Source organism: Sphingopyxis sp. JAI128 (assembly GCF_014207235.1).
GTDB lineage: Bacteria > Pseudomonadota > Alphaproteobacteria > Sphingomonadales > Sphingomonadaceae > Sphingopyxis.
Genome location: NZ_JACHDA010000003.1, coordinates 427,141 through 439,667, shown reverse-complemented (window position 1 = coordinate 439,667; position 12,527 = coordinate 427,141). Strand labels below are relative to the sequence as shown.

Sequence of the window (12,527 nt, the reverse complement as noted above, 5' to 3'; positions counted from 1 at the left end):
GTCGAGAATACTTCGCCCGATTCGGGGTCGCTGTCGTCCTGTCGAGCGTCTTGGCCGTGACGGCCGGCGCACAGGTTCAGGGGCCCCCCGCGCCGAAACCGGCGCGCGACGCGGAAACCGCCGTCGCCAACGCCAAGGAACTGGTCGACCCGATCCGGCGCTGCCGCCCCGCCGACGACGGGTCGATTACTGTGTGCGGCACCGATACCGAACGCCATCGCTTGTCGCCCGAACTGCGCGCGATCGCGGGCGTGGGGCGGTCCACAAAGACCGCGATTCCCGACGCGCCGAAACTCAATCCCACGCCGCTCGACAAATTGCCGCACAACTGGATGTCACTCGGTGGGCGCTATGCGCCGGGTCCCGAATATAATGCGCTCTACGAAATGGCGAAGGAGCGCACCGATCCTGAAACGGGCAATCCGCCGCCGGCCGCCGACGAGCCCTAGGCGAACACCTCGGCCGGCGCGGCGGCGGGCCGCGCGGCGCGGTACAGCCCCGCGGGGACGAATATCTTTGCGAGGAAATAGGCAGCGAACAGCAGGACCCATGCGAAACTCATCGCGATTTCGAGCGCGGTGCCCGGAGCTTGTGCATTTTCCCAGATGACGGCTCCGTGCACAAGGATCAGCCCGCCGAGCGCGAGGCCGAAGACGACGCCGATCGTCAGCAGGATCGGCAGGCTCACGAGCAGGCCGACGCCCAAATAGATCAGGACAAGGACGATCAGATAGGCCGCGCCCGCGACCATCCCGTACATGATTTCCGTGCGCAGATTGAAGATCGGCTCGCTCGACAGCAACAGATAGGGGAAACAGGTCGCCAAGCGCCGTATAAGCGAGCGCGGTTTGCCGATGCTCGCTCGCCAGCATCCGCGCCTCGGCCAGCCCGCGCCTGATGCCCCCCCCGGTTCCCCTTCACCGGGGGAACAGCGGCGCGCACGATTTCAAGCGGCCGCTACAAGGCGAGGATCGGCATGTGCATCGGCGCGCCGACGACATGGTCCGACGCCGCGAGGGTGGCGAGCGCGGCGTGGATTGCGCGTGCCGGCCCCTCGTGGGTGACGAGCGCGATGACGACGCCGTCTTCGTCGTCGGCGCCGCGCTGGATGAAGCTTTCGATCGACACCCCCGCGTCGCGCATCGCCGCCGCGATCTCGGCGAGCACGCCGATGCGGTCCTCGACGATCAGGCGGACATAATGTTTGCCGACGCGCGCGCCGGCATCGGCGGCGGGGGCGTCGTCGAGCGCTTCGACCGGCATCGCGAAGGCAGGGCCATATTCGTCGCGCGCGATATCGATGATGTCGGCGACGATGGCCGAGGCGGTCGGCCCGGCGCCAGCGCCAGCGCCCTCGAAGAACAGGCGGCCGACGAAATTGCCCTCGGCGACCACCGCGTTCAAGGCACCGGGAACATAGGCGAGCGGATGGTCGGCGGGGACGAGGCACGGCTGGACATGCTGGTAAAGGCCGCCGTCGGCGTCGGCGCCATCGCGTTCAGCCATGCCGATCAGGCGAACGCGGTGGCCCAGGGCTTCGGCCTCGCGAATGTCCGCGGCAATCAGGTTCCGGATGCCGTTCGCATTCACCGCGCCGATGTCGAGTTTCGTCCCGAAGCACAGCGCGGCAAGGATCGACAGCTTGTGCGCGGCGTCGATCCCGTCGACGTCGAAGGTCGGATCGGCCTCGGCATAACCCTCCGCCTGCGCCGCGGCGAGCGCATCGGCGAAGCTCGCGCCGCTGCGCTCCATTTGCGTCAGGATATAATTGCAGGTGCCGTTGAGGATGCCATAGACGCGCGCGATCTGGTTTGCCGACGCGCCTTCGCGGATCGCCTTGATGACGGGAATGCCGCCCGCAACCGCCGCTTCATATTTCAGCGGTGTGTCCTTTTCCTCGGCGATCCGTGCGAGGTCGAGCCCGTGATGCGCAATCATCGCCTTGTTGGCGGTGACGAGCGCCTTACCCGCGGCGAGCGTATGACGCGCCAGCGTCAACGCCGGGCCGTCGGCGCCGCCGATCATCTCGACGACGACATCGACGTCGCCCGCGACGACCAGCGCGTCCATGTCGTCTTCCCAGCGATAGCGCGAAAGGTCGATGCCGCGATCCTTGTGCCGGTCGCGCGCCGACAGCGCGACGATCTCGATCGGGCGCCCCGCGCGCCGCGCGATCAGGTCGCGGTTCGCTTCGAGCAGCCGGACGACGCCGCCGCCGACGACGCCGATCCCCGCAAGCGCGACGCGCAGCGGCGGGCGGGGGGCGGTCGGGGCGATATGGGGCGACATGGCAGGGACTCCGTGTGGGGCAGGGGCGGAGCCGCGCTCCGCCGTCGCGAGCGCCCTATCGGCTTTTGCCGGCGAAACAAGGACGCTTTTCTGTTTTTTCTGCGCGAAAACGTGCGGGCTGGTGCCCCCTCCGGCGTCAGTCGGAGAATAATCAATCGACCGGGGGGTTGCGCGTCCGCGTGCATTCGCCGAGCGCGCCAAGGACGACGGCATAGTCGGCGGCCGCCTTGCGGCGATCCTCGGGCGCGGTGCCCGCCAGCTTGCCCAGCGGCAATTGCCGGGGAAGGCCGCACGCGAGCCGATACCAGGCAAGCGTGTCGCGCGCCGGCACCGACGCGCCATCGACGATCTCGCCAAACGCGGCGGACCAGCGCCGCGATCCGTCGGCGGCGGTCAGCACGGTAATCGATACCGGATCGCCCGTCCGCGTGTTGAGGAATAGCTGCGTCTCGCCTTCGCCGGGCAGCGTTCCGGGAACATGGAATCCGTTGGCGATGCCGGTGATTTCGGCGGGCGCGCCGGGCTTGACCGCTTCGGTCAGCACCGCGCGCAGCTGTGCCTCGGTCGCCGGATCCCACGACAATTGCGCGTCGGGGGCGATCAGCTGGACGCTGCCGGTGCTGCTGCTACCCGCCGCGGCACCCGGGACAGGGCGGGCGAACAGCAGGACGGGCTGTTTCTTCTTCAGCTTCGGCGGTTTGCCTTTGGCGTCGAGTGGCAGGTCGACCAGATAGGAGATTCGCGAGGCGAGCGGGCCCGCGCCGCGAATCAGGCTGACGACGTCGGCCTCGACATAGAATCGGGCAAAGCCCGCCGCGACGCCGGGCGCGCGATCGGGTTTCAGCGCGATCGCCTCATATATGCGGGCGTGCAGCGCGATCGGTGCGGCGGTCGCCAGATCGGCGATGTCGGCATAGCTATAGGGGGTTGCCGCGGAGGGGGGCGTGGCCGGCTGCATCGCCGAAACTTCAGGAATCCCTAGGCTCAGGGCCAGGAGGCCGGCAAGGGGGGCGGGGTGGGGGAGGCGCATGATCGATCCACTTTCCGTCTGTCTATGACACCGTTATCGGCGCCCAAATCCCTATCATGGGACATGGCACATTAACCGCTGATAAAGGGTTTGCGAATGTGCCGCCACCGCGATAGGACGGGCCCGAAGTGTCCGGCAAAAACATAATAAGCCGGATGCAGCGCCGTCGGGTCTCGCACAACGCATCGGAAATCATCCGGGCATTTGGCAACCGAACCCGTCGGCAGGGAATTGGTGTCAGGATGATCTAGCAAGGAGCGTCGTCCCTGAATGGCTTATGGTGATAATGTCGACCCTAAAAACAGGGTAGTGGCGATTGTCTTGGTTGGTCTGCTTACAGCGGTTCTGGGCTATGGCCTGGTCAACGGCTTGAATATCAGTATCGTCAAGAAAATTGCCGAAAAATTGGACGTGGTGGACGTGGAAGAGCCGCCGCCGCCGGAGGAGCCGCCGCCGCCGCCGCCGCCGGATAACAAGTTGCCGCCGCCGCCGCCGGTCGTGACGCCGCCGTCGCCGATTCCGCCGCCGGTCACGACCAATACGGTCCAGTCGGTGCCGAAGGCGCCGCCGACGCCGCCCCCGCCCGTCTATACGCCGCCGGCACCGCCGGCGCCGCCGCCGGCGCCCGATCTCAGCGCATCCGGTTCGCCGCGGGGCAACCCGGGGCGCTGGGCGACGAACGACGACTATCCGGCGCGCGCCATGCGCGAAGAGCGCGAAGGGACGACCGGTTTCCGCGTCACCTATGGTGCCGACGGCCGGATCACCAATTGTGATATCACGTCGTCGAGCGGCCATGCCGACCTCGATGCCGAAACGTGCAAGCTCATCACGCGCCGCGGCCGGTTCAATCCGGGCAAGGACCGTGCGGGCAACCCCACGGGCGGCACTTACAGCAATCGCATCCGTTGGACGATCCCGCGCTGATCGGCGCCGGGCACATTGTTCTCGAATTGATCGAATATTTTGAGAGGGAATTTCCTATATGTTTAATCTGATCGCAAATGCCGCCGCTGCGGCGCCGGCCGCCGCTCACGACGCGGGCCTCACCCTGATGCCCGCCGCCATGTGCGTGAAGGAAGAAGGCCAGAACCCCTATGGTCTCGTCCCCGCGCTGTGCGAAGGCGGCATCGTTTCGCAGCTGACCTTCCTCATCCTGCTGATCATGTTCGTCGGCACGCTCTACATCCTGTTCACCAAGCTGTTCGAACAGAATAAGGTGATGAACCAGGGCAAGGCCGTCGACACCAATTTCTGGCGCGCCGCGACGCTCGCCGATGGCGCTTCGAAGCTCGAAAAGAACAGCGCCTACCGCCAGGTCGTCGAAGACGGCCTGCGCGCCAACGAAGAACATAACAAGCTGACCGACCCCGTCGAAGCCCATGACTGGATGCACGGCACGCTCGAGCGTTCGCAGAACCACATCAACTCGAAGCTCAACGGCGGCCTCGCCTTCCTCGCGACCGTCGGTTCGACCGCACCGTTCATCGGTCTGTTCGGTACCGTTATCGGTATTCTCCGCGCACTCGTGAAGATCGGTGCGTCGGGTCAGGCGTCGATCGACACCGTCGCCGGTCCGGTCGGTGAAGCGCTCATCATGACCGCCATCGGTCTGATCGTCGCCGTTCCCGCGGTGCTCGCGTTCAACTGGCTGCAGAGCCGCAACAAGGCGATCGCCCGCCGTCTGTCGATCTTCTCGAACGACGTTCTCGGCTCGATCATGTCGAACGGCCAAGTCAAGCCGGCTTCGACCACCGTCGTCAAGACTGCCGCCCCGGCTGCGGCTCCGAAGAAGGCCTGATTTGGCTCCTGGATCCCCGCTTTTCGCTCGATGGTGAAGGGCGGGGTCCGCTGGACAGGGAAAGGCAAGCAAAGCGTGCCGATCCGACGTCCGTGACAGAAATTTTGTGACAGGATGCTAATCCTATGGCGATGAGTGTAGGCGACAAGGGCGGCGAAGACGCCCCGATGTCCGAAATCAACACGACCCCGCTCGTGGACATCATGCTTGTGTTGCTCATCATCTTCCTCATCACGGTTCCCGTGGTGTTGGAAACGGTGAACCTCAAGCTGCCCGACGTGGTCTTCGAACCGACGACGACGAAGCCCGAAAACGTGCTTCTGTCGATCCGTTCGGCCGACACCGACGGTGATGGCGAGCCCAATGCCGACAGCAGCGCTTGCGAAGTCTATTGGGGCCAGACCCCGGTCGATTCGCGCCAGTTGCTCGAACGCGGGCAAAAGAAGCTGGAACAACTGCTCGAAGATATCGGCGGTCCTCAGAACATCACCGAAGAAAACTTCCCCGAAGTACACATCCGCGGCGACGTCAATACGCCGTACCAGTGCATCGGCGGTGTGATCTACACGATGCAATATGCCGGCTTCCAGAAGATCGGGTTCATTTCCGAACCGGCTCCTGGCTCGGGCACGGTGGGCCGCCTCTAAGGCGGTCCGCGCAGTTATAAAGGAATAATCCTATGTCCATGGCCGTTGGAGATCGGGACGACAATGAACCGATGATGGACATGAACACGACGCCGCTTATCGACGTCATGCTCGTGCTCCTCATCATGTTCATCATCACCATCCCGGTCCAGACCCACGCGGTAAAGATCGACTTGCCGGTACCGAACAACAATCCCAGCAACGTCGATCCCGAAAAGAACAAGGTGATGATCGATGCCGCCGGCACGATCACCTGGAACGGGACACCGGTCGATCTGGCTCAGTTGGCGCAATATCTGGAACAGACCAAGGCGATGCCGGTCGAGCCCGAATTGCAGGTCCAGCCCGACCCCTATGCGCGGTATATCGTCGTCGACAATGTCATGGCGGTGATCAAGCGCAGCGGCGTCGGCAAGCTCGGCTTCGTCGGCAACGAACAATATGCCCGCGTCTTCTGATCTCTGATCGGGGCCGTCAGGCAAGAATGAGGGGCCGCGAACCGATTCGCGGCCCCTTTTTTGCGTCTGGAGGCGAGCAAAGTAAGTCGCCGCCTAGGCGTTAGCGCGTCAAGATCAGGACGAGCGACGACGCGCGCACCCTACCGCGGGCGCAGCCCCTTTTGCTCCATCCGCCACTTCGCCATTTCGATGCGATCCTGACCGAAAAAGGGTTCGCCCTCGAACACCAGGGTCGGCACGCCCCAATGGCCGGCGATTTCGAGCGCGACCTGATTGGCCGCGATCTCGGTGTCGAGCGCCGCTGCGTCGCCCTCCGCCTCGGCGTCGAGTTCGGCAAGGTCGAGCCCCGCGCGTTTCGCGGCATCCGCCAGATGCCCGCCCAGATGCCAGTCCTGCGCGCCGCCCCAGATCATCTGGCCGACCTCGTGGGCGAAGGGGACGCCCTTGCCGCGCCGCGCCGCCGCCTGTCCCATTCGCGTCAGCCGGTAGATATAGGGCTGCTCGGCCGCTATTTCGCGCGTTGCGATATTCTGCACGATTGGGTCTGGCCGGGGCGGGCCGAAGGGGATGCCGTGAAACTGGGCGACGCGGATCATGTCGCGCATTGTATAGCTCAGCCAATTGGGGTGATTGCGTTCGAAAAAGTCCGGCTGGCGCACTGCAAGCGGATAGACCGGACGCAGGTTGATCGCGACGTCATGGCTGGCCGCGAGCGCGCGGTAGCGCCCGACCGCCAGATAGCTGTACGGTGAACGAAAGGACCAGAAAAGGTCGGCGGTCAAAGTCATCCCCACATCCTGCCCAAAAACATGCCCCACGCAAGCAGTGTAAAGAAAATTTACACCATATTCGAGGCTGTTGGCAATCCCGCGCGGCGATTGAATATAATAGCAATAGCTATTATATCCTAGCATATGACCGAAACCATCGGATTCTTGCTGAATGACACCGCGCGCCTGTTCCGACGCGCGTTTAACGCGCGCGCGAAGGAAAGCGGGATCACCGCATTGCAATGGCGGCTCATCACATACCTCAAGCGCCACGAGGGAATCCGCCAAGGACCGCTCGCCGAACTGATCGAGGTCGAACCGATCACGCTGTCGCGGATGGTCGACCGCCTGGTCGAAGCCGGGCTGGTGGAGCGCCGCGCGGATCCCGCCGATCGCCGCGCCTGGCAGCTCTATCTGACGCCGCGCGCGGGCAAACTGCTTGGCGGTATCCGTCCCGCCGCCGAAGCGCTGACCGCCGAGGCGCTCGAAGGGCTGAACGCCGCCGAGGCCGAGCAGCTGATCGATCTCGTCGAGCGCGTTCGCGCCAATCTCTCCCGCCGCATATGCCAAAAAGAAGCCGCCTGATGGACCAGCTTTCGCCCTCGCGCCCAAATGCCGATAATGCAGCGGTGCCCAAAGCCGCGCCCAAGGCCGACCCACTGCCCACCCCTGCGCCTGCGGCCGAAGCCGCTTCAAGGGCGAGCTGGCGCACCCGCATCCTGATGTTCGGGCTGCCCGCGTTGCTTTTGGCGGGCGGCGTCGGCTGGTGGCTGACGAGCGGCGGCTCGGTGTCGACCGACAACGCCTATGTCCAGATGGACAAGGTATCGGTCGCCGCCGAGGTCGGTGGGCGGATTACCGAGGTCGCAGTGCGCGACGGGCAACAGGTCGCGAAGGGACAACTTCTCTTTCGAATCGACGGCGAGCCCTATGCGCTCGACGTCGCACAGGCGACCGCCGCGATCGACGCGGCCAGCGTCGAGGTCGGCAATTTGGCGGCGAGTGCGAACACTTCGAGCGTCGATATCGCCGCGGCGCGCGAGGACGTGAAGTTCGCGCAAGTCACCTTCGACCGGCAGGCGGCGCTGATGGAAAAGGGCTTCACGACCAAAGCCGCCTATGATGCCTCACGTCACGCGCTTGCCCAAGCGCGTGAGAGCGTCCGTCAGGCCGAAGCCGCAGCCGCCGAGGCGCGCGCCAAACTCGCCGCCGGGCCGTCGAGCGGCATCAACCCGCAGATCGAGGCGGCGCGCGTCCAGCGCTCGCAGGCAGAGGTGAACCTCGGTCGCACTACCGTCCGCGCGCCGAGCGCGGGCCGCGTCGCGCAGTCGGACCGGTTGCAGATCGGCCAGATGATGGTCGCCGGGCTGCCCGCGGTTACGCTCGTCGATACCGCGCACCCTTGGGTCGAAGCCAATTTCAAGGAAACCGACCTTGCCGACATGCGCGTCGGCCAGCGCGCGGAGATCAGCTTCGATGCCTATCCTGGAGTCAAGGTTCGCGGCCATGTGCTGACCATCGGCGCGGGTACGGGGAGCGAATTTTCGGTCCTGCCCGCGCAAAACGCGACCGGCAACTGGGTCAAGGTGACGCAGCGCGTCCCCGTTCGCATCGCCTTCGACGAAAAGCCCGCGCGCGCCATGATCGCGGGGCTGTCGGCCGACGTCAAAGTCTTCACGCGGTAAAACGAGCGTGGCGGGCAACGTCCTACCCCGTGGGCCATCGGCCGCGGCGCTGCCCGACGACGACAGCATCCCGCTGCACGAGGGCGTCCGTTATCGCGGCCTGCTGACCGTCGCCGTCATGGGCGCGTCGATCATGCAGATCCTCGACACGACGATTGCCAACGTCGCCATCCCGCACATGCAATCGGCGCTCGGCGCGACGAGCGAGACGGTGACCTGGGTGCTGACCAGTTATATCCTCGCCTCGGCAATCGCGATGCCGATCACCGGCTGGCTTGCCGACCGGATCGGGCGGCGCGAGCTGTTTCTCGGCGCTGTCGCGGGCTTCATCGTGGCATCGATGGCGTGCGGAGCCGCGCAGTCGCTCGAACAGATGGTTGCCTTCCGCTTTGTTCAGGGGATCAGCGCCGCCTTCATCGGCCCCCTCTCGCAATCGGTGATGCTCGACATCAACCCGCCCGAACGCCACGCGCGCGCGATGTCGATCTGGGGCATGGGGATCATGATCGGACCGATCCTTGGCCCCGTGCTCGGCGGCTGGCTGACCGAAAGCGTCAACTGGCGCTGGGTCTTCTACGTCAACCTGCCCGTCGGTCTTGTCACTTTCGCGATGATGTGGGCGCTGCTTCCCTCGACGCGTCGGACCGATCGCCGGTTCGACCTGTTCGGCTTCTCGATGCTCGCGCTGGGGCTCGCAGCATTGCAATTGATGCTCGATCGCGGCGCTCACCTCGACTGGTTCGATAGCATCGAGATCTGGATCGAGCTCGGGGTTGCGGTCGCGTGCCTCTGGATGTTCCTCGTCCATATGCTCACCGTGCGCGCACCTCTGTTCAACCGTTCGATGCTCGCCGACCGCAATCTCGTCACCGCGATGGGCTTCATGGTCGTGATCGGCGTCGTTATGTTCGCGTCGATGGCGCTGCTGCCGCCGATGCTCCAGAATCTGTTCGGCTGGCCGGTGATCGATACCGGCATCGTCCTCGCGCTGCGGGGAATCGGCATTTTGATGAGCATGTGGGTCGCGGGGCAATTGCTGGGCAGGATCGACGCGCGCTGGCTGGTCGGCACGGGCCTCCTGATCGCAGCCTATTCGCTGTGGCAGATGAGCCACTGGTCGCTCGCGATGGGGATGCAGCCGGTGATCGTCAGCGGGCTGGTGCAGGGGCTCGGCATGGGGCTGATCTTCATTCCGTTGAACACCATGGCGTTCGCGACGATCGCGCCGCAGCACCGCACCGACGGTTCGAGCCTGCTGAACCTGCTCCGCAGCATCGGCGCCTCGGTGGGCATTTCGGTCGTCACCACCTTGCTTGGCGCCAATATCCAGACGAGCCACGAGGATCTGGCCGCGCATGTCACCAACAGTTCGGTCGGCCTGCTCGACCCCTCTACCGCCGACCGGTTTGGCATCGCGGGCGACGCAGCGATGGTGATGGTCAATGCCGAGATCAACCGGCAGGCGGCGATGGTCGCCTATATCGACGACTTCTGGCTGATGATGTGGGTGACGCTGGCGTCGGTGCCGCTGGTGCTGCTGCTCCGATCGCCGAAGCCGGGCGCGCCGAAAGCCTCGGCGGCAGATATGGGGCATTAGCTCTTTGGCGGTGCGGTCGATGGCCGTCCGCTATTACGCTTCGATCGACTGCTTGAAACGCGCGAGCCGCGCGGTCGCCGCCGCGGCGTGCGGGCCGATCCAGCGGTCGTGGATGTCCTGGATCGGCATCGCGTTGAGATGGTTCCAGCGCTCGCGCCCGCGGCGTTCGGCGATGACGAGGCCGGCATCCTCCAGCACCTTCAGATGCTGCATTACCGTGCAGCGGTCGAGATGCATGAAGTTGCCGCAAAGCGTGCCCGTGGTCAGCGGCTGATCCTTGAGGTCGTCGAGAATCTGGCGGCGAATGTGGGACGACAGCGCCTTGAAAACCTTGTCATATTCTTCGTGGATTGACATGTTATAAATATATAACATAATAGCAAGGAATCAAGTGGAGATTGTCAATGGAACTGAAATTTCGAGTAGCCGCCCGGATCGCGAAGCCGGTGCACGAGGTGTTCGAAGCGGTCGCCGACCCCGCCCAGCTGTCGAACTATTTCACCACGGGCGGCGCGCAGGGCCGACTCGAGACGGGCGCGACGGTGGAGTGGGACTTCCATGACTTTCCCGGCGCCTTCCCCGTCTATGTCATCGAGGTCGTGGAGGATGAGAAGATCGTCCTCGAATGGCAGGCAAGCGAGGGCGAGGCACCGAATGTCGATGGCGGCGAACTGAAGGATGCCGATTACCGCACGCGCGTGACGATGCACTTCAAGGGTCTCGACGACGGCCGCACGCTGGTCGAGATCGCCGAAGAAGGCTGGCGCGAGAATCAGGGCGCGCTCGGCGCCTCCTATGGCAATTGCCAGGGCTGGTCGCAGATGCTCTGCGCGCTCAAGGCGTGGCTTGAACACGGCATCAACCTGCGCGAGGGCATGTACAAATAGCGCGCGTCAGTCGGGATATTCGAGGCGGAGCGGGCGCGAACCGATCGGGGCGCCGGTGTTGGCGTCGACGACGACGGGGCGGACGATTTCGCCCGTCGCGGCGTCGCGATGGCGGCTGAGCGCGCCCACGCCATTATATTTGCGCCCCCATGCGCCGATCGCCATCAGAATCGGCAGGAAGTCGCGCCCCGCCTCGGTGAGCAGATATTCGTCGCGCGGCGGCCGCTCGCTATAGCGGTTTTTCGCAATCAACCCCGCCTCGGCCAGCGCCGAAAGCCGCCGCGACAAAATGTTCGGCGCGATGCCGAGGCTGGTGCGCAATTGCTCGTAGCGCGTCAGCCCGCGCTCGATATCGCGCAGCACCAACATGCTCCAGCGGTCGCCGACGCGCATCAGCCCGCGGTCGACCGGGCAGGTGCCCAGATTATTTTCATCCATACCCATTGAAGTCATATGGGGAAGTAACTATCATTTTGCAAGCGACCCGATAAAGGGCCGCCCGTTAAGGAGAATGACGATGACGATTCCCAATGGAACGGCCCTGATCACGGGCGCCTCGACCGGCCTTGGCGCCGTTTATGCCGACCGCCTCGCGCGGCGCGGCCACGACCTGATTCTCGTTGCGCGCAACGGCGCCCAGATGGAGGAACTCGCGGCGAAGCTGCGCGCCGAATATGGCGTAGCGATCGACGTGATCGCCGCCGACCTCACCAAAGGCGACGATGTGACGCGGATCGAGCAACGCCTGATCGACGACGCGAACATCAGCCTGTTCGTCAATAATGCCGGCATGTCGCTCAACGGCGGTACGCTGGAAAACAGCCCGGCGGAGATCGAGACGATCGTCGCGCTCAACATCACCGCCGCGGCGCGGCTCGCGATCGCCGCGGGCAAGGCGTTCGGTGCACGCGGCACGGGTGCGATCGTCAACATCGCCTCGGTTCTCGCGCTTGCCCCCGAGCAGTTTGAGGGCGTGTACAGCGGATCGAAGGCGTTCCTGCTGAATTTAAGCCACGCGCTTGCCGCGAACGGCCGCGAAAAGGGCTTCCATGTCCAGGCGGTGCTTCCCGGCGCGACGCGCACCGAAATATGGGAACGGTCGGGCAAGGATGTCGACGCCTTACCGGCCGAGATGGTGATGAGCGCCGGCGACCTCGTCGATGCAGCGCTACTGGGGCTGGATCGCCGCGAGGAAGTGACGATCCCGCCGCTCGCCGACGAAGGCCAGTGGAAGGGTTATTACGCCGCACGGCTGGCGATGGGGCCGAACCTGTCGCGGCGCGATGTGGCGGAGCGGTATCGGGTGAACGAAGCGGCTTGAGGTAACTGGAGGGTGGCGATCGAACGCCGCCCCCCACCCCAA

16 protein-coding genes are annotated in these 12,527 nt (G+C 64.8%); 10 read left to right on the top strand and 6 right to left on the bottom strand.

The window, feature by feature from the left end; translation table 11 throughout:
• Positions 1-56: 56 nt before the first annotated feature.
• Entirely contained in the window at positions 57-449 is a 393-nt protein-coding gene (locus HDC35_RS09535; protein ID WP_311770745.1) for a hypothetical protein, read from the top strand.
• Here the strand turns inward: HDC35_RS09535 and HDC35_RS09530 are convergent.
• The 3 genes from HDC35_RS09530 to HDC35_RS09520 all read right to left on the bottom strand — a co-directional run bounded on the left by HDC35_RS09530 (position 446) and on the right by HDC35_RS09520 (position 3,247).
• A complete protein-coding gene (locus HDC35_RS09530) occupies positions 446-826 on the bottom strand; it encodes a hypothetical protein (RefSeq protein ID WP_184646048.1) in 381 nt (126 codons plus the stop codon). The genes HDC35_RS09535 and HDC35_RS09530 overlap by 4 nt on opposite strands.
• Positions 827-957: 131 nt before the next feature.
• A complete protein-coding gene (locus tag HDC35_RS09525; protein WP_184646046.1) occupies positions 958-2,289 on the bottom strand; it encodes a homoserine dehydrogenase in 1,332 nt (443 codons plus the stop codon).
• 151 nt (positions 2,290-2,440) lie between these two features.
• Positions 2,441-3,247 (bottom strand): hypothetical protein, encoded by an 807-nt coding sequence (locus HDC35_RS09520; protein WP_260397636.1) that lies wholly within the window; start codon positions 3,245-3,247, stop codon positions 2,441-2,443.
• Between the two features lie 342 nt (positions 3,248-3,589).
• Between HDC35_RS09520 and HDC35_RS09515 the strand changes: the two genes are divergently transcribed.
• From HDC35_RS09515 to HDC35_RS09500, 4 genes are all read left to right on the top strand, one after another.
• Complete coding sequence (locus HDC35_RS09515) at positions 3,590-4,246, top strand: energy transducer TonB (RefSeq protein ID WP_184646042.1); 657 nt, start codon at positions 3,590-3,592, stop codon at positions 4,244-4,246.
• 58 nt (positions 4,247-4,304) lie between these two features.
• The gene (locus HDC35_RS09510) at positions 4,305-5,120 is read left to right on the top strand and encodes a MotA/TolQ/ExbB proton channel family protein (protein WP_409437939.1); all 816 of its coding nucleotides are present in this window, start codon (positions 4,305-4,307) and stop codon (positions 5,118-5,120) included.
• Between the two features lie 125 nt (positions 5,121-5,245).
• The gene (locus HDC35_RS09505; protein WP_184646040.1) at positions 5,246-5,767 is read left to right on the top strand and encodes a biopolymer transporter ExbD; all 522 of its coding nucleotides are present in this window, start codon (positions 5,246-5,248) and stop codon (positions 5,765-5,767) included.
• A 32-nt stretch (positions 5,768-5,799) separates the two neighbouring features.
• Positions 5,800-6,225: a biopolymer transporter ExbD gene (locus HDC35_RS09500; protein ID WP_058805108.1), complete on the top strand. Its 426-nt coding sequence runs from the start codon at positions 5,800-5,802 to the stop codon at positions 6,223-6,225.
• A gap of 140 nt (positions 6,226-6,365) precedes the next feature.
• Here HDC35_RS09500 and HDC35_RS09495 read toward each other — a convergent pair whose 3' ends face one another.
• A complete protein-coding gene (locus HDC35_RS09495) occupies positions 6,366-7,013 on the bottom strand; it encodes a 2-hydroxychromene-2-carboxylate isomerase (RefSeq protein ID WP_184646038.1) in 648 nt (215 codons plus the stop codon).
• 126 nt (positions 7,014-7,139) lie between these two features.
• On the opposite strand from HDC35_RS09495, the gene HDC35_RS09490 reads away from it, so the two are divergent.
• The 3 genes from HDC35_RS09490 to HDC35_RS09480 are packed head-to-tail and all read left to right on the top strand — an operon-like array spanning position 7,140 to position 10,277.
• A complete protein-coding gene (locus HDC35_RS09490) occupies positions 7,140-7,580 on the top strand; it encodes a MarR family winged helix-turn-helix transcriptional regulator (protein WP_184646036.1) in 441 nt (146 codons plus the stop codon).
• A complete protein-coding gene (locus HDC35_RS09485) occupies positions 7,580-8,680 on the top strand; it encodes an HlyD family secretion protein (protein ID WP_184646034.1) in 1,101 nt (366 codons plus the stop codon). Before HDC35_RS09490 ends, HDC35_RS09485 begins: the two co-directional genes overlap by 1 nt.
• 7 nt (positions 8,681-8,687) lie before the next feature.
• Complete coding sequence (locus tag HDC35_RS09480; protein WP_184646032.1) at positions 8,688-10,277, top strand: MDR family MFS transporter; 1,590 nt, start codon at positions 8,688-8,690, stop codon at positions 10,275-10,277.
• Between the two features lie 33 nt (positions 10,278-10,310).
• Here HDC35_RS09480 and HDC35_RS09475 read toward each other — a convergent pair whose 3' ends face one another.
• On the bottom strand, positions 10,311-10,634 hold the full coding sequence (locus HDC35_RS09475; protein WP_184646030.1) for a helix-turn-helix transcriptional regulator: 324 nt from the start codon (positions 10,632-10,634) through the stop codon (positions 10,311-10,313).
• Positions 10,635-10,681: 47 nt separating this feature from the next.
• Between HDC35_RS09475 and HDC35_RS09470 the strand changes: the two genes are divergently transcribed.
• Positions 10,682-11,164: an SRPBCC family protein gene (locus HDC35_RS09470; protein ID WP_184646028.1), complete on the top strand. Its 483-nt coding sequence runs from the start codon at positions 10,682-10,684 to the stop codon at positions 11,162-11,164.
• Between the two features lie 6 nt (positions 11,165-11,170).
• Here HDC35_RS09470 and HDC35_RS09465 read toward each other — a convergent pair whose 3' ends face one another.
• Positions 11,171-11,608 (bottom strand): helix-turn-helix domain-containing protein, encoded by a 438-nt coding sequence (locus HDC35_RS09465; protein ID WP_221438190.1) that lies wholly within the window; start codon positions 11,606-11,608, stop codon positions 11,171-11,173.
• 73 nt (positions 11,609-11,681) lie between these two features.
• Here HDC35_RS09465 and HDC35_RS09460 point away from each other — a divergent pair, with 73 nt between their 5' ends.
• Positions 11,682-12,485, top strand: coding sequence for an SDR family oxidoreductase (locus tag HDC35_RS09460; protein ID WP_184646026.1), 804 nt, complete (start codon positions 11,682-11,684; stop codon positions 12,483-12,485).
• Positions 12,486-12,527: the final 42 nt, after the last annotated feature.